Source organism: Bradyrhizobium sp. 170, from assembly GCF_023101085.1.
GTDB lineage: Bacteria > Pseudomonadota > Alphaproteobacteria > Rhizobiales > Xanthobacteraceae > Bradyrhizobium.
Genome location: NZ_CP064703.1, coordinates 2114762 through 2138844 on the forward strand (window position 1 = coordinate 2114762; position 24083 = coordinate 2138844).

At 56.2% G+C, this 24083-nt stretch carries 12 protein-coding genes and 5 pseudogenes; 7 read left to right on the forward strand and 10 right to left on the reverse strand.

What is annotated here, in order from left to right; translation table 11 throughout:
• Positions 1 to 67: 67 nt before the first annotated feature.
• From IVB05_RS10000 to aepX, 8 genes and pseudogenes are all read right to left on the reverse strand, one after another.
• A pseudogene (locus IVB05_RS10000) lies at positions 68 to 282 on the reverse strand (transposase); the annotation flags it as partial.
• Between the two features lie 1218 nt (positions 283 to 1500).
• On the reverse strand, positions 1501 to 2016 hold the full coding sequence (locus tag IVB05_RS10005; protein WP_247784018.1) for a MarR family transcriptional regulator: 516 nt from the start codon (positions 2014 to 2016) through the stop codon (positions 1501 to 1503).
• A 486-nt stretch (positions 2017 to 2502) separates the two neighbouring features.
• Positions 2503 to 2745, reverse strand: a complete 243-nt coding sequence (locus IVB05_RS10010; protein WP_247784019.1) for a hypothetical protein — start codon at positions 2743 to 2745, stop codon at positions 2503 to 2505.
• Positions 2746 to 3988: 1243 nt separating this feature from the next.
• Positions 3989 to 4429 carry a CDP-alcohol phosphatidyltransferase family protein gene (locus tag IVB05_RS10015; RefSeq protein ID WP_247784020.1) on the reverse strand — a complete coding sequence of 147 codons (441 nt, stop codon included), beginning with the start codon at positions 4427 to 4429 and terminating at the stop codon, positions 3989 to 3991.
• A 448-nt stretch (positions 4430 to 4877) separates the two neighbouring features.
• Positions 4878 to 5093 carry a hypothetical protein gene (locus IVB05_RS10020; RefSeq protein WP_247784021.1) on the reverse strand — a complete coding sequence of 72 codons (216 nt, stop codon included), beginning with the start codon at positions 5091 to 5093 and terminating at the stop codon, positions 4878 to 4880.
• Between the two features lie 1046 nt (positions 5094 to 6139).
• Positions 6140 to 6943, reverse strand: a pseudogene (locus IVB05_RS10025) (Cof-type HAD-IIB family hydrolase).
• A gap of 200 nt (positions 6944 to 7143) precedes the next feature.
• Complete coding sequence (locus IVB05_RS10030) at positions 7144 to 7944, reverse strand: phosphocholine cytidylyltransferase family protein (protein WP_247784022.1); 801 nt, start codon at positions 7942 to 7944, stop codon at positions 7144 to 7146.
• 303 nt (positions 7945 to 8247) lie between these two features.
• Positions 8248 to 9105, reverse strand: a pseudogene (gene aepX, locus IVB05_RS10035) (phosphoenolpyruvate mutase).
• A 1363-nt stretch (positions 9106 to 10468) separates the two neighbouring features.
• Here aepX and IVB05_RS10040 point away from each other — a divergent pair.
• The 4 genes from IVB05_RS10040 to IVB05_RS10055 all read left to right on the forward strand — a co-directional run bounded on the left by IVB05_RS10040 (position 10469) and on the right by IVB05_RS10055 (position 16516).
• Positions 10469 to 11197: an autoinducer binding domain-containing protein gene (locus IVB05_RS10040; protein WP_247784023.1), complete on the forward strand. Its 729-nt coding sequence runs from the start codon at positions 10469 to 10471 to the stop codon at positions 11195 to 11197.
• A gap of 351 nt (positions 11198 to 11548) precedes the next feature.
• Entirely contained in the window at positions 11549 to 11941 is a 393-nt protein-coding gene (locus IVB05_RS10045) for an avidin/streptavidin family protein (RefSeq protein WP_247784024.1), read from the forward strand.
• Between the two features lie 2671 nt (positions 11942 to 14612).
• The gene (locus tag IVB05_RS10050; RefSeq protein ID WP_247784025.1) at positions 14613 to 15368 is read left to right on the forward strand and encodes a LuxR family transcriptional regulator; all 756 of its coding nucleotides are present in this window, start codon (positions 14613 to 14615) and stop codon (positions 15366 to 15368) included.
• Positions 15369 to 15445: 77 nt separating this feature from the next.
• On the forward strand, positions 15446 to 16516 hold the full coding sequence (locus IVB05_RS10055) for a cytochrome-c peroxidase (RefSeq protein ID WP_247784026.1): 1071 nt from the start codon (positions 15446 to 15448) through the stop codon (positions 16514 to 16516).
• 340 nt (positions 16517 to 16856) lie between these two features.
• On the opposite strand, the gene IVB05_RS10060 is transcribed toward IVB05_RS10055, so the two are convergent.
• The gene (locus tag IVB05_RS10060; RefSeq protein ID WP_247786643.1) at positions 16857 to 17591 is read right to left on the reverse strand and encodes an outer membrane beta-barrel protein; all 735 of its coding nucleotides are present in this window, start codon (positions 17589 to 17591) and stop codon (positions 16857 to 16859) included.
• A gap of 2261 nt (positions 17592 to 19852) precedes the next feature.
• On the opposite strand from IVB05_RS10060, the gene metC reads away from it, so the two are divergent.
• The 3 genes and pseudogenes from metC to IVB05_RS10075 all read left to right on the forward strand — a co-directional run.
• On the forward strand, positions 19853 to 21082 hold the full coding sequence (gene metC / locus IVB05_RS10065; protein WP_247784027.1) for a cystathionine beta-lyase: 1230 nt from the start codon (positions 19853 to 19855) through the stop codon (positions 21080 to 21082).
• 258 nt (positions 21083 to 21340) lie between these two features.
• Positions 21341 to 21761, forward strand: a pseudogene (locus tag IVB05_RS10070) (pyridoxal phosphate-dependent aminotransferase); the annotation flags it as partial.
• A gap of 189 nt (positions 21762 to 21950) precedes the next feature.
• Positions 21951 to 22480 (forward strand): annotated as a pseudogene (locus tag IVB05_RS10075) (cation:dicarboxylase symporter family transporter); the annotation flags it as partial.
• A 484-nt stretch (positions 22481 to 22964) separates the two neighbouring features.
• Here the strand turns inward: IVB05_RS10075 and IVB05_RS10080 are convergent.
• Positions 22965 to 23993, reverse strand: coding sequence for an LLM class flavin-dependent oxidoreductase (locus IVB05_RS10080; protein ID WP_247784028.1), 1029 nt, complete (start codon positions 23991 to 23993; stop codon positions 22965 to 22967).
• Between the last annotated feature and the right edge of the window lie 90 nt (positions 23994 to 24083).

Below are 24083 nucleotides of genomic sequence, written 5' to 3' on the forward strand. Positions count from 1 at the left end.
CCCAAGTTTTATCCAGTCCTGAGTTCGCCCGCCTATTGGATTTGCCCGGTTGGGCGGTGGTAGCGACGGGAGCTGGCGCGGAGCCCTCGGCATAGCGCAGCGCCAGATCCCGGCGCGGATGGCAGGTGAAGGCGAACTCGGACGGCGTCTTCCATCCGAGCCGCGAGTGGGGCGTGCATCGTTGTAATCGGCGCACCAGCATCCGAGCGCGACGCGGGCCTGGGCCAGCGCGGTAAACAGCGTCTCGTTCAACAGTTCATCCCGCAGCCGGCCGTTGATGGAAAGACGGCCAAAAGCGAAGCGTCACGATCACAGGAATTCAAGACGGCTTCTGTACGTTACGTACAGACCTGTTCCTTGCTGGCTCATAGGTTTCGATAACTTCACAGGGCAGCTTGTGCATCAACGTCAATCGCGGACCGGTATGAAGATCGGTAGTGCTCTACGAGAGTAAGACGAGCAAAAGCATTGTTAAGCGGATAGCGCCATTCGCGTCTGGAGCGGCTCCTGGCGCTCGCCCAGGGCGTCGAAGTGTGGGCGAAGTTGTGGGGTGGGGGCGGACGCGTCCAAGAAGGTTGGGGTCAGGTAGCGGTCGGCAGGATGCTGGAGGGACTCGGTCCGGAACAGCTGCTGTGGGAGGCGGAGTGCCCGCACCTGACAATCGCCCACGCCTATACGCCGTCCTATGCGCACACCCTGGGGTGGCTTGCGAAGCTCGTCACAGACAAGGAGGCCCGAGGGCTGAGCCTCGGCGACACGTCTGCTGCCCTCTACGGGTTTCGGAGCGCAACAAGCAGATCAGCACTGGCGTAAGTTGCACTGTGGATGCAGGAAATGCAGACTATGGGTTGAGGGTTGATGCCATGTCTGATCGATTTCTTGTCTTCGAGGTTTTCTTGACTCAGCGCGGGCGAAGATGGTTGTGGTCCGTCTATACAAGCGAAGGCACGTTGGTAATGACGGGTTCGCGAATCAACCGATCGGCTGCCAGCTATGAAGCCAACAGGGCGCTTTTTCTATTGCTGCTGAGCGCGCCGTATCGCTTGCGCCTTTCGGCTCAAGAGATCCGAGCTAACCAAAAAGCTCGCGCGCGGCGCTCGCTTCCCCCAAAAGCTTAAAGCTACGCGATGCTTCGAGAAACGGCCCGCCCGTAAGCCATTTCTGTCCGGAGACGTTAGAGGAGTGGCTAGCGTTCAGCGCTTGCTGAAGCACCCTGATCGATGCAGGGTTTACTCGGTCGAAGCGACGCTGACCCCTGCCGCAGGAGAGACAATCGGCACAATTGCGCGGGCTTCGAAGAAACACTTCGCAAGGGCAGCCGACATATCCGATCAAGACTTTCTCAGAACCCAGAGGGCGACGCCCGTTGAACCAGTAACCGCTGGCGGAGGCCCGCAACGAACGCTCCTGGGCATCCTTTACCTTAACTGCAATGTATTTCGATTCGGAGTGAACGCGACCTGGACAGAGCGCCACTCTGGGGATTGTGCGTTTCGGTCCTCAGGAATCCAGAACGACTTTCAACCGAGCTTTCTCTAGCCGATGCCTGAGTGCAGTGAGCCTGTTGGCGAACTCGGCCAATTCGCGAACACCGAATTCACCAAAAACGAATTCATCGAGCGCGTCCTGTTGTGCTGCAAGGCTCGCGAGATGCTTGTAAGTCTTGTCGGTCAACGACATCTGTACGACTCTAGCGTCGCTTGTGGAGGGCTTACGCCGCAGAAAACCCTTTTTCTCTAGCAGCTTTGATTGGGTCGTGACGAATGATGAGTCAACGTGCATCAATCTTGACACCACGTTAACAGGAACACCGTTTTCTCTGTCCAAGTCTGCCAAGGCCATCAAGATCATCCACTGTGGCCCAGTGATGCCAAGTACATTGGCCTGGAACTGGCGAAGTTCCTCCAGACATACATTGATGGATCTGATGTCCCACATGAATTGCCGCGCCAACTCCTGACTCTCAGCAGAAGGATTGTCGACCACTCTTGGCCGGTTAGGCAAATCCGACGGCATCGTATGTCAGGGTTTCCATCCTTGGCTTGTTTCCGCTTAGCGCAAACTGAAAACAGGGACAATGCTGCCCAGGAAAATTGTCGGTACGCTTCGGACAAAAGTGGAGCATTTCGATTACAGCGACGGAATCAAGGACGCTATGCGTACGTTACGTACAGAAATGAGTTTCTTGGTTCCAGGCTCAGCCGTTATCGTCAGGCGCTAAGATTTCGCGCGTCTTAATGGCCGCCACGTGACACCCATGCGGTGCCGTTCGAACAAGTCCATCGCCACATCAAAATGGTCCCTCAATTGTCAACCGCCACAATATCAGGCTGCAAACTAAAGGATAGAGACATGGATTGCCATAGGTGCGTTGGCGGACGGACGGGGTCTTCCCGTGCGCGTCTAGCTCGGCCGCACGGCGTTGCAAAATTCTACTCTTGTCGAGAGGTCGCGCGACCTACCAGGCCGGACAGCTTGTTCGTCCAATGCGCAATGAGGTCATTAGGAAGTGCGGCTATTGCGTTCGAGATGGTGAATGCCTGAATGAACCCGGTCGACAGCATTTTTCAGGAATTCATTGATAGTAACCAAACCGCGGCCGACCTGACTGAATTCGAACGTATCGCAACACGTCTCAAACAAAATCTTGGCTTCCAGCGATTTGCCTAACTGCGCCTGACCGGCGACACGCCGATGCTTATTTCGTCCTATCCTAAAGGTGAGGGGTAACAACGATCCCGTCATCGACGCTGTTCCAGCACAGTACAAACCGGCCATTGCAAGCCCGCCCGCTTAGCTAATGTGCGAGGGGCGCCGATGACCAGAGCGTCGCGCTTCCCATGATCGAAGCTGCGAGAAAAGGCATCGTCCTGGTTCTTCTCAGCAGGATTGACCCTATCCCGACAACAGTTATGCACCGGCGCCCGATCGTTTCCGTCTTCCCTTTACTGGCGTGCGGCGTAAAGGATGTCGAACTGGCTTCTCTCGATGAACGTCCCGCAGGAGACAGTTCACCAAGTAGAGACGCAACCGTTCTTCGAAATCATCCCTTCATTCAGCTAATACGCCCGGACAAGCCTTCGACGTGGAGTATGTATATTGGACGAGCGCATCAGCAGTCCATGATACCGAATAGGGCGCCTTGTCTCTTGTGATGTGAGGAAACTTCGACCGACGCAAAATATCTTCGTTACTCGTCGACAAATCGCGGCGCTTATCCGCACGTCCAGCAGGGAAATATCCGCCCCACCACGTGTGTACAAAATCCCAAACCCTATTCCACCAATCACTGGGGCCGGCTTCGTCTCGAATTCTTGTGACGATCGAGACCTTCCCGGACGATAGCAGGGCGACGATCAAGTGTCTCCATAACGAGCGAGCGGTCCACCCAGTGAAAGGCACTAGCAATGGTTGCTCCTTGATACCCAACTAAGCCTGACCCCATCTCCTCGGCCGTGCTTTCGAAAAGTGAAACATTCTTGAGACCTCGTTCAGCGGAAAGTCGGCCGGACTCATCCAGCATTCCCCGATTTGGATCGACGCAGTCAACGTGGCCAATGATGGGCGAAAACCCAAGTCCGATTCGCCCCATACCACACCCGAGATCAAGTAACCGGCTTTCACGTGTCAGAGCGAGATGGGCGCGAAGCGATTTGAACAGTTCGTGTGGGTACTCCGGCTGATACCGAGCTTAATAACGCCGCTCCCTCAGAAATGGTACTTGCCAACATGCGGCGCTCCACATCCTCGCTCCGGAACTCACAAATTGACCATTGCCGATGGCCGAAGGCGCATTCGCCGATACCGGGCTTCAAACTCGTCTAGTTCAGAGCCCTTAATGCTAGTGTCGTCGAAGCGACGATGGCGAAAAGTGAGATTGCAACGTACATAGCCGTATTCGGCGACGACACCCGAATGGGTGCAACGTGTAGTCCTGCGAGCACAAGAAATATGCTGAGCGTAAACGTTACGAAAAGCTGATCCGGCACTAATGGTCGGGCCATAACGGCAACTGCCATTGCAGGAACGTCGTATGATAACGGCATCCTAGGAAGCGCCCATCGGCGGATTTGCCGAAATTCGCAAAGTAGCTAAGCCGAATGGCACCTGCGATGATCACAGCAGTCGCAGTCGTCAGACCAACAAGCGTGGCATGGCTAACCTGAATCACGATTACGGCCGGCAGTACTGCTCCGTAGATTATGTCGCCGAAACCATCGAGGCTCTGCCCCATTTTCGCAACGTTTGGGTCCCGATTCTTAGTGCGCATCGCAACAACTCCATCAAGGTGGTCTGAGAGCACAGCCCAAAGCGCCGCCGCCACGGCGAGCTCGAGGCGTCCAGAAACAGCGAAGAAGAGGCTGACGGAGGAGAAAAGAATGCCGCTTGCTGTTATGGCATTTGCCGGATCCCAAAGATACTTCAGCATCAGTCGTCTCCTCTTGCCACCGATATGGCAGCCCCGATGGGGTTCTGTCTCATGAATATTCGCTCCGCGCATTGTCCTCACTGTCAATTGTACCAGCTGATACCGTCGCAGCGCGCGGCGGCGAGTTGGAGCCATCACCTCTCATGGGTCACGAGGAGCTCCTCTGTGTAGGCTTGTGTCGAACCGGGCCCGATGATGTTGTTCAGGGCGGGAAATCGTAAACCTGATTGTCGGAGCGGCGCACTGCAACAGGTGCATTGTGTTGAACAGCCTCGGACCGTTCTCGCTAAAATTCGCGGCTGTATGTTTCGTACGAAAGCCGGAACTAATCCGCTGTCTGCAAGGAATGCGACCGGCCCTTGCATTGTCGACAAGGAGCGCCCGCCATAAGTTTAGCGGCGTTACCCCGACGGAAAGATAGCGACGCGCATGTTCGAAAAGCACGTCACTATGCGCTGACGATCGGGTCGCAGGATCCATCCTGCGCTTCGATGCGAAAGGAGACGTCGCGGGTGGAGCAGATCTCAACGCGCAGCATTTCTGCATGTAAGGAGTGCGCGCATTGATAGGGCCCGTCGGCGAGAACGGTCGGTGGTTGATGGTGCATGCCTAAATCCTTGCTGGTGTGGTTGACAGCCCGACGTTCATCAATCGACAGTGACATGCTTCTGTCACCTAGACCAATTACTAACGTTGGTAGTTGACGGCGGCGCCAGCTGCATGTCCTCAATAGAGATTAACGCAGCAGATGCTACTACCGCCACACACGATGCTTGATCGTTCCTGGCGGAAATTCAGAACGCGTTCTCTTAGTCTCAATACCGCCCCACAACTTGTCGCACTGCATCACCGAGCCTTTGCAGTCCAGCGCGCGTATTTGGACGCCTGCGAAGGGGCAGGGACCAGTTCTGTTGAACCGGAAATCCGGTCCGACGGTTCGCCAGCCAGACTTGGCTTCTCGGTCGCCAGTTCTCATCTCCATTCATGGTTTACGAATGTTGCGCTCTCGGGCCTATCCGCGGAGCAACCATTGTTCTGTGAGATCATGATCGCGCAATGCGCCGCTTGCTCGACAACGGTTCCGAAGTCTTTGTAACATCCGGTCAGCGTTGTGATTTCTATCGTATCTCATCATCAAATGTAGGATTGGTGGCTGCAGATCATGATTGATGGCCGATCAATCCAGGGTCGAGCTCCGACACAGCGTCCGCTACGAGGGTAGTAGCCGCGATATTGTGGGGCCGATATGGAAGCCGGCGCGCCGTCATTTCGCATTTGACCGGGGTCAGTCGATAGCGGCCTTACGTTGCATCGATGAGCAAGTCGCGACGTAGCTCCAGCAACGGCCTTCGACGTTCAATGTCCGGGGAGTTTCTTCATCGACGCGCTCCGTTCAGAGCCGATATCGGTCTCGTGCAATAGGGAGTTCGCTCAGAACAACGGTTCCGTTCGCCGCAGCGAGCGGACTCCAGCAACCCCGTCGAGATCGTTGAATGGAGAGTAGAAAGGAGCGCCGCCACGGCCAGGTCAGGTGCATCGGCAAGAGCGCGCAAGTAGCCTTGCGGAGTGAAAAGAGACGCCACCGGGCGTTCGCTGGATTCGAAATAGAGGTAGAGCGGGGAATAATCTTCTCAAAATCGCCATCCTGCCCGATTTTCTCCTAGAGCGTGATCGGTTTGGAACCCAGTACCCATGTTTCCGGATCATGCTCTACTCACTGTGCTTCAGGATCATCTCGACCGCCTTAGCAAAACCGTCGTTCTGTTGATGGCGGTAACATATTTCGCGTGCTGCTTGACGGCATCGCTTGCATTGCCCATCGCGAATGAGATGCCGCTCGTTGCGAACATCGATAGATCGTTCTGCATATCGCCGATGGTCGCAACGCCCTCGGTCGCGACGCCGAGTCGTCTTGCGGTCGCTATGACAAACGTGCCCTTGTTGTAGCCAGGCGCCGTGAGATCGAGATAGTAATTGTCCGAACGGACCGTGATCGCGACGCTACCGACGGCTTCATGCATCGCAGCTTCGCAGCGCCCGAGCAGTGGCGCATCGGACGAGGCGGCGACGATCTTGCAGGTCTGAGCCAGATAGGGTGCAAAGTCCGCAACAATGGTCGGCTCGTCCCTAATGATGTGCGTCGCTTGCGCGACACCTTCGCCATCTGGGCTGCACATCAACCATTGATTGCGGTTGAACATCCAGATGTCAACGCCGAATCCGCAGAGCACGTCGAGGCTGCGTTGCACCGTTGCCGCTGGGATGAAGTGTTGCTCGATAGTTTTCAGCCGCGAATCGACAATGCAGCTTCGTTGAGGCGCCGACCGGCAGCGTGATCCCCAAAGGCTCGATCAGCAAGTCCATGCCGATCCTCGGCCGGCTGGAAGCGATAGCGGAGCTAATGCCCGCGGCATGCAGATTGCGCGCGGCATCCCTGGGACCGTCGCTCAAGATCTTCTCTTCGGTGAGCAGCGTGCCGTCGACATCGGATACAACAAGCGCAATGCGGGTCATGAAGGCACGTTCTGAGTTGACGAAGGATGTCGTCAACAATGGCATCGACAACGCGTCGACCGCGATCGTGATTTCGTGTTCGCTCGGATCCCGCGGTTCAAACGGCGCGGCATTAGTTGCGGCATGAAGCGATCGCCGTCTTCGGAACGCCAATCGAGCCATTCGGACAATCACCCGGCGATGGTGCTGGCATTGGAACCTCACCTGGTCTGCAGCCCGTACGGCACGCCGAAAGCTTTCGCCCCTGCGAAAATGCGCTCCGCGATGCGCAGATCTTCGGCGCTGTCGATTTCATACCATCTGAGATCGTCGCAGCGCGCCGTGGCGAGCTGTAGGCCACGCTTTTCCACCAAATACGCGAAAAGCTCCTCGGTGTAGGCCTGCGTAGCTCCGGAGCCGATGATATCATCAAGAGCTGGAACGATCATTGCCCTGAGGGTCGTCGCCGACAATCGTAGCACATTCAACGTCTTGAATAGTCTTGGACCGTCCGCATTAAGCGTTGCTGAGGTTTGCTTCATGCGGAAAGCAGAGATGAAGCCTCTATCCGACAATAGAACCGCCGACCCTTGCATCAACGCGTTGAAGGGGGCGACTGCAGCCACATCAGTCGCCTCTCCGAACAGCAGGTAGCGCAACGCATCCTCCTCGAAAAAGACGTCGCCCTCGAGTAGAAAGCAGTCCCCCGAAAGAAGGGTGTCCCGCGCCAGCCATAGGGAATGGGCGCTGCCGGTACGGTCAAAGACGGTCGACTCGACATACTTGATTTCAAGCTCGCCAAAGCGGCTGCCACAGGCGTATTGAATGGCGTCCTTCCGGTAACCGACGACAATCGTCACCTCCTCAACGCCGACGGACTCCAGATTGCGCAGAGCGTTGTGAATGATAGGAGTTCCATTGACCGTGACCAGCGGCTTCGGTCGTAAATCGGTCAGCGGACGCAGACGGGAGCCCAAGCCGGCCGCGAGAATGACGGCTCTCCTGGGAGCATTGCTAGCCATTTCATTTCCCTTATCGCGATTTGGTTCCAGGCGTTGAGACCTCGACGAGCAATCCCAAGCTTTCCAGCGGCGTGGTGCCGGTCCGAGTCCTTGGAAATGCGACCCCACGAGTCAGAAGAGACAAATCATGGCCCTCATCGGTCGGTCTCGGAAAGAGAAAGCAGCTCGTGGACGTTCCGGTTTCGGCCAAACAAATGCGTCGTGAGAGTTTACTTGAGCGTGACGGCAGGGAAGATGGTGCATGACAGGCGTCCATCGAGAACGAATATGTTGTTGTGTGGATGAGAGGCTTGTTGTCGTAGTTCAAGCGGGGTGGAGATATCGCGCTTCCGCACGGGCCAGTTCGTCGTATCTAAACAAATCGAATACCTCGTCGAGCGTTGCAATATGTGGCTCAATGCCGGCAATGCCTTCCTCAGCGATAATGCGGCCGCAGACCTGCCGCATTGCCGCTATAGCTGCTCGCATCGAGTGGTTGGCCCAGATCACTGTGGAGATGCCGGCATCACGGTATGTAGAGGCCGGTGTCCGATAGTATTTCGTTGGAACGATTACGACGGGCCGGCAGTTTTGCCAGGAACTCGCGAACGAGAGGATCTCGTCAGCCGTGCTCTTACGCGAGTGAATGAGGATAGCGTCAGCTCCCGCAGCGGCGTAAGCGCTAGCACGCAGGAGTGCTTCGTCTATTCCATGGCCGGCGATCAGCGCCTCGATCCGGGCCACGAGGACCAAGTCGTCTGCGAACGGTATCTTTCACGGCTCGCAGCCGGCCGGAAAATTCATCGATATCGGCGAGCGGATGCCGATCGCCAACGAACGAGTTCATCTTCGGAAAACAGCTGTCCTCCAGCGCAACCCCGGCAGCGCCCCGCTGACGGAGTCTGCGCGCCAAGATGCGGGCATTGTTGAAATTCCCGAAGCCGCCATCGCCATCAACGAGCACCGGCAGCTCGGTCGAATCGACGATGCGCTCGACCACGTCGACGATTTGGCTCCATGAAGCTTCGTTGGCATCGCGGTAGCCGAGAGAGCAGGCAATTGACAGGCCCGAGGCCCAGAGACCCTTGAATCCTGCCTGCTTGGCGATGGCGCCGGAGAGTGCATATGAGCCTCCATGAGAAAGGAGAGGTCGGGATTGGAGCAGATCTCTGCGCGTAGCATTTCTGCAAATGAGGAGTCTGCAGATCGATCAAGGCCGTTGGCGAGAAAAGATTGTGGTTGATCTTGCATGCCGACTCCTTGCGCGCCATTGACAGGCCGGTCATTCAGCGCGTGCGTCTCCATCGATCTCAGCCGCTCGGGAATGCCATAGCTCAACCGCTAGGTGACATGCTGCTGTCATCCAAATCAAATCGCTATTGTTGGTAGTTGACCAGGCCGCGCTCGGCTCGGAGTTAACGCGACCTAGGCAGCGCGCCATTTCGGAGATTGTGCGTTTTGGTCCTCAGAAATCCAGAGCGACCTTCAACCGAGCTTTCTCTAGCCGATGGCTGTGTGCAGTGAGCCTCTTAGCGAATTCGGTCAATTCGCGAACAGCGAATTCCACCAAAAACGAATTCATGGAGCGCTCCCTGTTGTGCAGCGAGGCTCGCGAGATGCTTTTAAAGTCTTGTCCGTCAGCGACATCTGTACGACCCCAGCATCGCTTGTGGAGGACGTGCGCCGCAGACCCTTTTTTGTCTAACAGCTTTGATTGGGTCGTGACGAATGAAGAGTCAGCGCATCAATTTGACACCACGTTGACAGGAGCCGTTTTCTCTGTCCAGGTCTGCCAAGGCCAAGGCCATCAAGATCAGCCCCTGCGGCCCGGTGATGCCATTACATTGGCCTAGAGCTGGCGAAGTTCCTCCAGACACACATTGATGAATCTGATCTCCCACATGAATTGCCGGCCCACCTCCTGACACTCAAGAGAGCGACTGCCGACCGCTCTTGCTGGCCTAGGCAAACCCAACGGCATCGTATGTCAGGGTTTCCATTCTTGGCTTGTTTCCGCCTAGCAAGCTGAAAACAGGAACTATGCCGCCGCAGGGAACAGACGGAAATTGTTGGTACGCTTCGGACGAAAGTGAAGCATTTCGATTACAGCGACGAAATCAAGAAACGTTGCGTACGTTACGTACAGAAATAATTCTTTGGTTCCAGGTTCAGCCGATATCGTATCGGGGGCGCAAAGATTTCGCGCGTCTTGATTAAGTAACGCCCACTACCTGGCACCCAAGCACCTGCGAAGCCTTTCGAACAAGTCCTTTGCCAAATCAAAACGGTCCCTCACATTGTCACCGGCCTATTTCTTCCCAAGAATATGCGGCCAGAAACCAGTTCCGGCCTAAAGGATAGAGGCATGGCTTTCCATAGATGCGTTGGCGGACGGGCAGGGTCGTCCTGTGCGCGCGCGGCGTTGCGGAATTCTACTCTTGTCGAGAGGTCGCTCGGCCTACCAGGCCAGACATCTTGTTCGCGAAATGCGCAGTGAGGTCATTAGGAAGCACGGTTATTGCGTTCAAAAAGGGTGGAAGCCTGAATGAACCCGGTCGAAAGCATTTTTCAGGAATTCATTGATAGTATCCAAACCGCAAGCGAAGCGGTTGAATTCGAGCGGGTCGCAACGCGTCTCACAGAGAGGCTCGGCTTTCAGCGATTTGCCTATCTGCGCCTGACCGGAGACACGCCGACTTTGATTTCGTCCTATCCCAAATCCTGGACCAGCCGTTATTTCCAGCTTGGGTATCAGCAGCTCGATCCCGTGGTGCGCCGCGCGCGGGTCGAGCACGCATTGTTCAGTTGGGGAGGAGGGGGCTCAGCACCGGTCGGAAACCGCGAGCAGCGCCGGTTCTTCGATGAAGCGGCGACCTTCGGCATAAGGTCAGGCGTCACTGTGCCGATCCGTGGCGGATTTGGCCGGATGGCCGCATTTACACTAGCAACGGACGACCGTGACGTTCAAACAGAACGGCTCGTGGCAGACTGGAAGGATCTCGTACATCTCGTCGGATTGTATTTTCATAGTCATGTGGCCGCCAGGCTTGACGTACCCTCCACCGATAAACTTGCCGGAAGCGAACTCACTCAGCGCGAGCGCCAATGTCTTGCATGGATCGCACAGGGAAAAACTGCGGCGGATATCGCGGTGTTGGTCCAGATTGCGCCGCGAACTGTAGTCTTTCACCTAGAGAACGCCCGCCGCAAGCTTGGCGCAGCATCTATTGCCCAGTGCGTCGCGGAGGCCCTGCGACGTGGTTTGTTGTCCTAGTCATCCGCAACCTCTAGCGGCGTTGGACTGGCTCACCGTCACCGGTAGGAGGCTTTCCCAAGCGCGGTAGAGTTCGTAGAACCGGTCTTTGCCGTGATTGTTCGGCTCGGCTGCGATGTACTCCTCCCATAGCCTATTCGTCAGAACGAAATAGGTTTGCCGCGGTTCTCCTTCAGTTCTGCTATATGCTGGCCGCTGCAGTAGGTTTATCGACGCAAAGCCCCCATCTTGAAAGGGCGCCTACCGCGCCTACTAAGAATGATCAATTTGCATTGCATAAGTCATTGTAGAGACCGAGAATGTAATATAGGCTACTACCTTTAAGCGAGCTTATTTATTGGGGTTCTCATCATGAAAAAACTTCTGGGACTTTTCCTGACCGCTCAGTTCTTGTTGCTCTCCGGAGAGGTCTTGGCCCAGGGACTTCCGGCTCCGTCGTATTGGAAGAATGAGCGTGGCTCGGAATTGTTTGTATGGTCCTCCAACAACGGGAGGATACAAGGCACTTTTACAAATCATGCTCAGGGCTTCCAATGCCAGGGCATTCCATATCCTGCATCCGGCGCCGTTAAACCAACCGGTCTGTATTTCGTTGTAACATTTTCCCAATGCAATTCCTTCACGCGCTGGGTCGGAAGGACCAATGGTTCTCAAATGCCAACGTCCTGGACATTGTTTTATGTCGACGGAAATGGCCAACCGAAAAAGCTCAAGGGTGCCGATACCTTCACAAGAGTATGGTAGCTAGAGGTTCGTTCTACTTCAGCTTTTGCCGCGCAATTGAGACCTGGTTCGCCGCCAGACTTCAAGTCTTCGATGCCGGCCGTCTCTCGTTTTCGTTCATCCTTCTATGCGTAGATCTCGCATTCCGTCAGGCGTAGTCCGCACGCGGAGCAATCAGCGTCTCAGCAGTGCGGTTTTCCTTGTCGAACCTGATCAGCTCGATCAGGTTCTCGATTCCAAAGTCGGTGAAGGCCTTGACGCCGATTTCTCAGACACCATCGACCCAGACGGCGGTCCTCAAGTTATCCAATCAGTGGCGACCTCCCGCAGCCTCTTCGTTTTCGCCGAGGTTCTCGGCGAGACGATTGATGGCGGTGACGTGATGAACCTTGTTGACGTGATGATCATGGAGCTCGAGCGGAGATCGCAAAGATCGGATGCTACGAGCAAAGGAGCTTCGTGCCAGCGGTGATCCGGCAAGGACTCCTTGCGGCAGCGCGGATGCCCTAGGTTCCATAAACCCTCATCCTGATGCTGCGGAGCGCCTTGACCCACTCGGCGTGAGGTCCGGCTAAGCATTCGGCGCAGTCAGCAGCAGGCACCGGTCCGCTCCAGGCGCGCGAAGAGCTTTCGATCTACTACGGTTTCCTCCGCCGTCGAGCACGGCAGCTCGGTCGAGTCGACGATGCGCTCGACCATGCGGACGGTTTGGCTCTATGAAGCTTCTTTGGCATCGCGATAGCCAAGTGATTAATTGACAGGCCCGACGCTCAGAGGCCTTTGAAGGCTGCGCTTGGCGATGGCGCCGGAGAGTGCATCACGAGCCTTCATAAGGAGAGGTCGCGGTTGGAGCAGATCTCAGCGCGCAGCATTTCGGCAAGTGTGAGGCAGAACATCGATCAAGGCCGTTGGCGAGAAGAGAGCGTGATTGATCTTTTTGCATGCCGACTCCTTGCGAGCGCGTTTGACTGGCCGGACATTCAGGCAGTGCGTCGCCCGGTTCTTGATCGAGGCAAGCCGCTCGTGCAATCCCGTAGCTCAACTGATAGGTGACATGCATCTGTCATCTAGATCAAAACACTAAGTGTTGGTAGTTGACCGGGCTGCAAGTTGTTGCCTATCGCATACAGGATGTCGCGCGAGCCCGGAGTAAGCTCTGTCAGTCGCAAGGTGTTCGACCGGAGCGAGCGGAGGTGAAAAAAAGCGACCCCGGTTTGACAGTCGGAAAACGTCCTCGACTCAGCAGCTCTCGCTCTGCTCGATGTCGAGACGATCCGAGATCTCGACTTGCTCATGGCGGTGAGAAGCATTGTCCAGGGGAATTCGGGTCAGGGGTTTCGGTTTCGTGACGCTGTGGCTGCTCACTTTCGTTGCGCGCAGCGCTCTGGCCCGCAGATGAGGGGGAGAAAAACGCATCGCGCTTTAGGCCGCGCTCTTTCTTGATGTATATCAACTAATGTCGCGACTGCTGCAACGGCTTGTCGCGTTTCCGACTATGTCGCAATTGCTTCGATCGTTAACGCGATGCAATCGAGCGCCAATTCTCTCAAGCGTTTGTCCTCATGCCTGATTTTTGCGAGCGCCGCAACTGGTACGATGCTTGCTGTTCTCATCCTAGGTTCTCGGAACTTGTGGAGTACTGCATGTACGGTGTCGTCTGCGTCAGGCAGGGTTTCGACTTCGCGCAGATCTGCGCGCGCCCGGTGGCCAATAACTACGTAAGCCAGAGGAAGGCATACTATTTTCAACCTCTACAATCCGCCCGCGCTGCGAGCAGTTCCGGTGCTAAGCGACGAGTTCGGCGGCCTCCGGATGCCGGTGAGTCCTTACCCAAGACCGTCAGCGCCAATCACAGCGTTGATAGCCGCGTTTGGTGCGGGTCAACCGCTTCATTCGCGCAACTTGATCGCGAGTTTGAGGAGGTTGTCACGATCGATGTAAAATTCGAGGGCATCTCGGTCGGCTCGGGGATGGCCGGCAATGTCGTCGCAGCAATTATAGCCAAGTGCGGCATGAATAGGCTGGGGCCGGAGTGTTGTCAGTATTCGCGCGCGCCTAGTACGACCGCGCACGATCCGGAAAGGTGGCCGGCATTCGGAAAGTTCGCACCTAAACAGGGGACCACAGCATTGAGCTCTGATCGTGGTTACCACCGGCTACCAAGGCTGAACCATGAATGCCGAACCGTTACGGTACCTCGGGGAGGAGCTGTTCGACTAGCGCGATCTCGTCGATCTCGGCCGTCGCGATGTCAGCGTGGGTACGCACAACGCCGTCGCCGCAGCTGTTTCTCTTGCGAAAGCAAGCCCCGGGTTGCCACGAGGAACAACAATTGCAAGGTGGAGCTAGACGGCTGCATCGAATGCGGCATCTACCGCGCCGTGGGCTACCCATCCACCGACAAAAGGTGAGATATCCGAGCGACGTTTATGGTGTGCTGTTCGAGTGTAGGTGGCCGCTGCATCTGCCGGCTTGATCGGCGTACCCGCAGTTTGGGTTCACCTGTTCTTTTTGGGCGCATGCACGAAAGTCCACGAATTCGAGAATAGCGTTTGTCATAGCTAGCGAGTGTTCAGCTGTATGAGGAGCGGAGCCCAAGGCTCAGGTGAGCAAAACGGGACTAGGTGCTGGGTAAGACACGCTCAATTGAACGCAAACGCCGGCCGTTTTTGCCGGTCTCGTGAGGCGCCACATGGACCTTTTCAGCTTCATCGAATGCGCGAAGCGGACGCAATCCATCAAGGAACTGTTCGATCTTCTTGTGAGCTGTGCGAGCGAGGAGGGCTTCAGTGAAGTCGCTTACGGAGCACTCACCTGCGCAGAGCCGCCTCGTCTACCGGAGTATCTGCCGCCCGCAGTGACCGTGAACTTCCCGCCTGACTGGTGCCACCGTTATTTTGAGCGCAACTACCATGTCATCGACCCGGTGGTCCGGCGAACACCAATGATTTCGGGGCCGTTTCTGTGGGACGAACTCGCCAAGCAATATCAACTGCAATCAGGCGAGCAGCGCGTACTGGACGAGGCCAGAGAGGCGGGTTTGAAGTGTGCCATGAGCGTGCCGTTATTTGGGCCCTCGGGCCAAATCTCTGTGGCATCGTTTGCATCCCCCGTCGACGATGCCGATCCTCAGTATCGCATCAGTCATCTCTATGTACTGGCCTGGCACTTTCACCTCGCACTTGCGGAAATCGCGCGGCCCTCGGCTAGCAGCTGCATCAGGAAAGTTCCGCTGTCGGATCGCGAAAAAGATTGCCTGCGGTGGGGGGCAGAAGGGAAATCGTCATGGGCAATCGGGATGATACTGAAGATCAGCGAGAATACAGTCAATTTTCATTTTAAGAACGCCATGCGAAAACTCGGTACGACGAGCCGGACCCAGGCCATCGTGAAGGCGGTTCGACTCAATCTCATTGAGTTCTCGGCGGCTCCAGGGTTGCCAACTTGATGCGGGCGCCTGCCGCGGGTCATGTCTTCCATCAGTGTCCTTAAAGCATCAATGAGAACGTGCCGATGAGACCTATTATGATGAAATCAGCGAGATGGGTGCTTCACCTTGTGAATAATTTATCGATTGTGGCCGTCGCGATCCTGGCCTCATCACAAGTTAGCGCCAATGATGAGTTGATGACAGCTGCCAGGCAGATTTTCAAGGCAATCCCCTCGGTACTGCCTGTGGTGAAGGACAACCCGGTCACCCACGAGAAGGTCGAACTCGGCAAGATGCTATTCTTTGATCCACGCATATCGGCCAGTGAGATCATTAGCTGCAACTCCTGCCATAACCTTGGGACAGGCGGAGTTGATGCCGGTCCGACCTCGGTCGGTCACGGATGGCAGCAGGGGCCACGTCGGGCGCCAACCGTCTATAACGCGGTATTTAATATAGCGCAGTTTTGGGATGGACGCGCCGTAGACCTCAAGGCGCAAGCCAAGGGACCCGTGCAGGCGAGTGTCGAAATGAATGCGACCGCAGATCACGTGATCAATACGCTCAATTCGATGAGCAACTATGTCATCAAGTTCAAGAAGGCGTTCCCGAACGAGGAACCGCCGGTCACCTTTGATAATTTCGCGAAGGCGGTCGAGGCTTTTGAAGCGACGCTGATTACGCCGGCCGCCCCCTTCGATCAATACCTCGAAGGCAATCCGAACGCTCTCGATGATCAGCAGAAGGCAGGATTGAAGCTATTCATGGAAAAGGGATGCCACTCTTGTCACAACGGCATCAACGTTGGTGGACAGGATTATTTCCCGTTTGGCGTGATCGAAAGGCCGGCCGCAAGCCTGCTTCCGACTGCAGACAAGGGTCGGTTCGCGGTCACTAAGGCGGCCAGCGATGAGTACGTTTTTCGAGCCGCGCCGTTGCGCAACGTCGCTTTGCGAGCCCCATACTTCCATTCGGGTCAGGTTTGGAGCCTTAAGCAAGCGGTCGGCGTGATGGCTAAAATCCAGCTCGGCACCAAGCTTAGCGATAAGGAAGAGAACGATATTGTGGCGTTTCTGAATTCGCTGACCGGGCAGCTGCCTAAGATCGAGTATCCAATATTGCCAACGCGTTCCGCCGGGACGCCGACACCCTCTTTAGGCAGATAGCACGGTTTTTCATTGTAGCGGGATTGCGCGGTGTTGAACCGAAAGTCCGCGGAAGCATGGGAGACGCGGTTGAACCGGGCTGGTGTTCTTACCGGCTGCGTGCATCACCATTGTACCGGCGCCGTCGCCCAAACGCGCCGTTCCCATTTTTGCCCGTCGCGTTGAGCAGTAGTCACGCCGAAGATGGGTCAAGAGATTGCGGCTCGCCGCCGGGAGCGAACTGCATATACTAGAGGCGGCACTCTAGGAAATAGAAAGCGAGATTGCACGGCGATAAATAACAAAAAAGAGCCCTGGCCATGGGCCAGGGCTTTCGATCCGCCGTTTGAACGCGAAGAGATCAGTAGTTGAGAATAATCGGGGCAAACTTGTAATTGATCCGCGCGGCCAGGATATCGAAATCCTGACTGATGCGATCGTTGCCTAGTGAACCAGTCGCACCAGTGAAGGCCACAGTACCTTCTTGTCTAAAGAGGTGGTTGTACTCGACGCCGAGCGACCAATTGGGTGCGAAACCGACTTCCACGCCAACGCCGACCGTGCCGCCCCAACGCGCGCTGTCTGAGCTCGCCAGCAGCGCGCCGGCCGAGTTGATTTGATAGGTGTTGCTGGTCACCGCGGCACCGCCCTTGGCGTAAAGCAGTACGTTGTTGAAGGCGTAGCCGATCTGGCCAGTGATCAAGCCGAACGCATCGGTCTTGGTGCGGTTGGTGCTGGCTGGGAAGGCGAGGCTGACATTGGAACCGCTGAAGTCAGCCCAGTTGCCCTGGCCCTCGACACCGAACACCACCGGCCCCGACTGCCAGCGATAGCCGATCTGGCCACCGATGGTCCCGCCGATCGCGTCATGGGAGCCCTCAGGCGTGACGCCCGCAAAATCCCAGGAGTTATGGGCTGTGCCCAAACCGCCGTTCATACCGAGATAGTAACCGCTCCAGGCGTAGATCGGAGCAGCTACCGATTGCGGCGGCGGCGCCTTGGTGTAGACGGGCTGCGCAGCGAGATCCGCGCCGAATGCGGGCACCGCCGCGCCAAACGCGACAATGCTTGCAGTCACAAGCAACAAGTTCTTCATTCCAGTTTCATTCCGTTTTGTTAGCTCCCAGGCCACCCGCGTCTTAGCAACGTTATCGCGAATTGCTGTAGCCACAGCGCAACACTGACTTCGACGAAATGGCTTGAAGCTCACGTTGCGTGAGGTTGTAGAATTGGAAGTCGTGACCAAATTTCCGCAACAAACATCGATAGCATATCCGATCCGAGGGCGCGCGTTGAGGGCTAGAATCAAAGCTCGCTGATAAAAGGCGAGCATTGTTGCGAGGTCAGCGATGCATGGCGTCGAATAGTTTATCTGACTCATGTTCAATTCTGCGGCTAGTAAAGGCGGAGCTTGGACTTCGGCTTGGTCACAGCGGCAACGTCGACCATCAACTTAATCACGCGCACCTCTTCACAGAATGTAAGCGAGCAGAAGGCGCTCTCTAAGGCGGAGCAAGACGAATCCGGCCGAAGCATAGGGCTTACTCACACGGTCCTTTTTGGCTGTCTGTCGTCACCGGAAGATTGTGCGCTCGGATAGGACTTTTGGAAGCGTTCTGGGTCCAGTGATAACGAAGCTCACGTTGTAACTCGTGTCGCGACGAGCGGGCCGGAAGATCGCGATGCGGTTCAAAGACTCTTGAACGCCAATCAAAATGAAGCGAAGGACCGGGAGATCGAGGCCACTCTCAATTGCTGACAAGTACGGGAAGCAACTGAGAAGCGGCGCGACGATATCTTCTGTTTTGCGAAAACAGCCTGTTGGTGTCCAATCAGTTAGACGCGAGGTGTATGCCGCTATCATTCTCTAATTCGGTAGGGAGCTCGCTTTCAGATGGTCGCTCGTCTCCACTCCAACGAAAACAGCGTCGCATCGATGCTCATCTGAGCCTGTCACGATCGATCACGCTGTCGTGCTTCGAAAAGTTGGCGCCAAGCCGCACGCTCGCGCCGATTCTCAAAGTCACTTCAGGCGATTACCGATCATTCCCTTCGTTGAACACCATGTCCAACTTGATTTCTGAAGGCACCGGACGGAGCCTGGCAGGCGAGGCGAAGAGGCGGCTTGAGCTCTGTCAAGTTGTGTGCCGGCTTTCTATGCTCGTCCTGCCAAGCGTGCTGTGGCCGCTCGAAAAAACATGCCGTTGCTCATGCTGGACACTGGATGTGGCCGCCACAATCCCGGCGCAATCGGCGCTAGCGGACGGCTCAAGAGGCGTACCTGGGTATGTGCGCACTCTTCGAAAGCCGCGCTCGAACAAGGCGGCCGCTATCGTGTCATGCTAACGCACTATGATGACGTGTTCATTCCGCTCGACCCTCGCAGGCGTTTACTTAGAACCACGCCGCGAGCCCGTTTCGCTGCATGCGAACGCTTTGCACGATCCGGCTGCGCAGGCGTAAGCATGCATACTCTGTACTATGCTCTTTCGATACGCCGAACGTTCTCGTCGAATGCGGCCGATGAGCGTCTTCTGCAGTCGGAGCGTCATCGTGTTCCGGTCGTGGCCGACCTTTGCGCGGGCAGTGAGATCTGCATGGATCGTTTGATCCTGCCGGAGAGAGCTGGCTGAACTTTGACGCGCGGCTCGGGATCGTGTCGACCGATGTTTCCGAGAAGATTCGTGTGGCGGGGTGCTGCGAAGCGAGCCACAACGGCCTTGGGAAGGAAGGCGATTAAATCGGAAAGCCGTCAGGTCTTCGCTGGATAGCCGAAGAGTTCCCATGGGCGGCTGCAGGCCTTCTCTGCGGCTGTTTGCTGCCCGGTCAGCGTCCCAGGTGTGGAGATCCGCCGACCGTTGGGAGTCCCTGTGTTAGCTCACTATCGTGGTCCCGAACGGCTTGGCGGGTTCGAAACATGACGCGTTTGCTTTGGACAGAAGCATACAGGGACGCCGATGTGATTTGCGAGTTATCGGGATCCTTCCGACCCGCGCACGGCCATTCGCATTTGGCCCGGCTCTTGCACCAATGGCTGCGCAATGGCTTTGGCGAGGCGTCACAAGAGGCGATGAAATGCGAACACGACTAGTTGATCATCAAGCGATTCTTATAAACGTCCTGGAAGCAGCGCGCTCTTCGCGGTTTCTCCATTAATAGACACTACTGTCGATGAGGTTAACGCAACGAGAGATTGTGCTGTAATCAAACGTGGCTCTAGCTTCTGCACCGCAAAATGAAAGAGGCCGCTGAACGCCGCTCGGTATCCTGAGGTCACAATAGCGCTTTGGTTGAATCAGAGCAGCTCGCGACCGTTGCTGTTGTTTGGCAGGGCAAAGACATCCCGATAGAAGAGTTATGAAGTACCTGAACGACGGCAACAATCCACGACATACCGAGACGCAACTCTGTCATGTCGGTCGAGAGCCCAGTAAACACGCCGGGATGGTCAATGTGCCCATCTATCGCGGCTCTACAATTCTTTCGGAGACCCTGGAAGAATGGGAGTCGCGGAGACGCAATCCGATACCCAGCTACGGACGCTTCGGATCGCCGTTGTCTCGCGCATTTGAGGCTGCCATTTGCGAATTGGAGGGCGGCCACCGTTCCATCCTATTCCCATCGGGATTATCTGCTTGCACGCACTCGCTTCTTGGGGTTTTGAAGGCGGGCGACCATCTGTTAATCAGCGATAGCGTTTATCAACCTGTGAGAGTTTTCGCGGACCAAGTCCTCGCAAGGCTTCGCATTGAAGTGCAGTATTTCCGTCCAACGCAAGGTTCGGAGCTCTCAACAAAAATCAAAGCAAACACCCGGGCCGTCTATCTGGAGTCGCCCGGATCCATGACCTTTGAGGTTCAGGATGTCCCCGCACTCGCTGCGATCGCGCATCGATCTGATGCGCTCGTGATCATGGATAACACTTGGGCGACGCCTCTTTTTTTCAAGGCGTTTGACCACGGTGTCGACATCTCCATCCATGCCGCGACCAAGTATATCGTTGGTCATTCCGATGCCTTACTTGGCATTGCGACTGCGAATGAGGCCGCCTGGCCCACGTTGCAGTCGAGCGCCCATCATTTCGGAGAGATAGCTGGGCCAGACGATATCTATTTGGCCCTGCGGGGACTTCGTACGCTAGCGGTCCGCATGAAGCAGCATTGGGACAATGGCCTCAAGCTGGCGGAAAGCCTGCAGTCGCATCCGGCTGTCGACAAGGTCTTGCACCCAGCGCTTCCCAATGATCCCGGCTATGCAATCTGGAAACGCGACTTTTTGGGCGCAAGCGGACTATTTGGAGTCGTCCTGAAACCGATGTCTCGGCCTCAACTTTCGGTTCTCTTCAATAGCCTGCAGCTTTTTGGCATCGGTGCATCCTGGGGCGGGTATGAAAGCCTCGTTCTCCTGGTTGACCCACCGAAACGAACGGAAACGCCGCTCGCCTTCGAGGGGCCGTTGATTCGCATCCATGCGGGCATGGAGAGAGCGAGCGACCTGATCGCGGATATGCATCAGGCGCTGCAAGCGGCTGGAGAGGTTACGGTTGGCCGTGTTGCTCGCCGGGAGGAGGGCGCGATGATTGGCTGATCTCAAGGTGTGCTGAAGACAGCAGCGTTCTGTAACTCAAGGGTGGAAGGACTGTCGCGTGTCTAAGCAATCACAGGTTTATCAGGATCAGCTGCCGGGGACCCCATGGAGAATTCGTTCCAAGGGAAGGTTTCAGAAAAAGTTGCAAATGCTTCTGTGTATTTTGGACTCATCATGAAAGGTCCGCAGTGAATGCGACATCATTGGCTGAACACGGCTAGCATTGCTGGCGAAGAACTAGAGCTGCGCTCGTGGTTTTCGATGTCGAAATACTTCTGCATCGCCGGCCGGCGCGTCGGCTCTCGTGCCACAGTAGCAGCTGCGCGCGATTGAGCGGGTGCCGCAGAGTCTCGCAATCTCCGTGCCGTCGCTTTCGCAATTGGGACTGTAGCCGCCTTTGCAGATAGAGGTGGTTAAGCGCGGCTATGTTGAGAACCGACAGATTCCGATCGAAGACTGCCGCGGCAGGCCTCACCAATTCCGGCCCGCGAACGGCGCCTTCTATCTCTATGCTGATGTCTCCGACTTCACCTCCGACTTCGCCTTTGCCAGGACCATGTGTCCCTGCAACGCCCGGCGTTAACTTCGATCCCTTGCAGGGCAGAAGTTCATGCGCTTCTCCTATGCGCGTTCCGCCGATGGTATGCGCGAAGCGGTTGTCCGAATCTCGTCTGGTTAAGTGGAGCATGATCTGGAAGCGTCCCGCCCGCGCGAATGTCCCAATCAGTCATGCCTGCGGAATAGGCAGGTACCGAGAACTGCAAACAGTTCTGACTCCGCTGATACAATTGGCCTTGGTGGGTCGGGACACGACGCCACTTCAGCCGGAGCGGCTCAGATACCTGCGTGAGTGTGAGGGCAGAGCGTCATGGCGACAATCGCAACTGCAAAGTCCGCGCGGACGTCTCGATCCTTGTACAAGATCCTTTACGTTCAGGTGCTGATTGCGATCTGATTGGCGTCGTCGTTCGGCTGGCTGTGGCCGTCGCTTGCGACCAACGATTTGGTCAAGGCCTTGGCGACGCTCATCAAGCTTACCACAATGTTGACGGCGCCGATCATCTTCTGCACTGTCGTGTCCGGGATTGCCCATATTAGAAAGTAGGCCCGGTCGGCGTTAAAGCGCTTATCTGTTTCGAACACGTCTCCACTTTTGCCCTGGTGCTCGGCCTTGGTTGTGGGCAGTCTGTTCCAGATCGGCCGTGGCTTTGCCGCCAAGCCCGGCGCCGCGGAACTTGCCAACTGTGTGAAACTGGACCAGGCCTCAAGAACCGTCGATTTCATCCTTAACTTCATTCCCGAAAGCGTCATCGGCGCGCTGGCGGACGGGGATATCCTGCAGGTGCTCTTGTTTGCGATCCTGTTCGGCTTCTCGCTGAGGCGCTGGGTGAACGCGGCGCCTTGGCCGTGCCGAGCGCCGCAGCACCTGAAATAGCCGCGCTAACGTTCATCGCGTCGCGCCTCTTGTTGCGTGATGCGGTCAAGAAGTCGTGCCTTCGCGAGAAGAAGAGTCGCGTCTAGCACCGTGTGCACCGCTCCCGAAGGCGGGGAGAAGTTGAGTTGTCAGGCGATCACATGCCGAAACGCCTGAAACATATGATCGAGCCCCGGTATCGACCCGCATGCCGCAATCATTCGCTACTCAGACATTTTAATCGTCCTCCTCATCATCAGCAGTGTTGGGATTGGCATTCCAGCGTCTTACCCCAGAGTCCTTCGGTATATTGAAACGAATCGTTCGAGCATTTGTTCAGTTTCGAACGCCATCGCGAGGTGTTTCGACGCAACTCCTGGGAGCTTACTGTCAGTCCACGCCGCTGTATTCGGGTGTGAAGGAGTGCTGGACAACAATTTGGATTTCCACAGTCGGAGCGAATCATGGTCAGCCAATTCCAGGGATGATTTCGGATTGAATCGTGGTTGCGGCAAATAGGGAAGCATCCAACGGCAGATTCCCAAATGCGAGTTGACAAAGGAGATAGTTGGCACCTGCCTCTTCCAGCTGGCAAAGCAGAGCCTTTCGTACAGAAGCTGGAGTTCCGACTACACACAGTTCACCTGCGAGTGCCGCATCGAAGGTTAGTGGGAGGTTTGGTGGTAGCGGAATGGCATTGAGCTCGTATAGGAATCTAAAGCTCTTGAGCCATCGTTCGTAAGCAGAGGTCGCGAGCGAATGGGCATCTTTCTCAGAACGCGCAATAACGATCATACGCAGCAACCCGACGAACGGCGCATGATCATCAGCGTCACGGTTGCGGTCTAGGTGAGCGCGGAAGGTATCGGTAATTTTGCGAACACTAGAGGAGGGGCCTACGCACGCGAGATTTGCACCATTCGCGGCGGCCCAACCTGCGGACTCTGGTCGATTGGTGGTAATCCATATCGGCGGCCACGGGCGCTGATGAGGTCCTAGCGTCAAAGGAACGTCGTTTAGCTCAAAATGGTCGCCCTGATAGCATAGAGTGCCGCCTTTCATCGCCTTAATAAGGATCTCGCTGGCTTCCTCATAACGTCCTGGCGCCGCGTCCGCGCTGATCCCGAAGTAGCCCCATTCGATCGGTAGAGAGCCGCGCCCGATACCCAGCTCGAGCCTGCCACCGCTCAATTGGTCGAGCATGCAGATCTCCTCGAACGCGCGTAGCGGATGATAAAGATTAAGCAGCATTACCAATGGGCCCACACGAAGTTGCCTTGTCCGCTGTGCGACGCTCGATAAGAACAGATTCGGTGACGGGCATCTCCCGTGAGGCGTACAGTGGTGCTCTGCCACATGATACGCATAGAAACCGAGGCGATCGTACGCCTCCGCTAGTATGAGGCGATCTGCGTATTGTCGAGCGATATCACGGCTGTCCGCATCCAGGTGATCGAAGATGCCGCAAGTTATTTTTGGAGGGAAGACGTCTCTCATTCGATTATCTCCACGTGCAAGTTGGTCCGCTCAATTCCGGGCATCGAGCGGTCAAAGACGGACGGCTCCTACTTTGGTGGCACTTTCCGT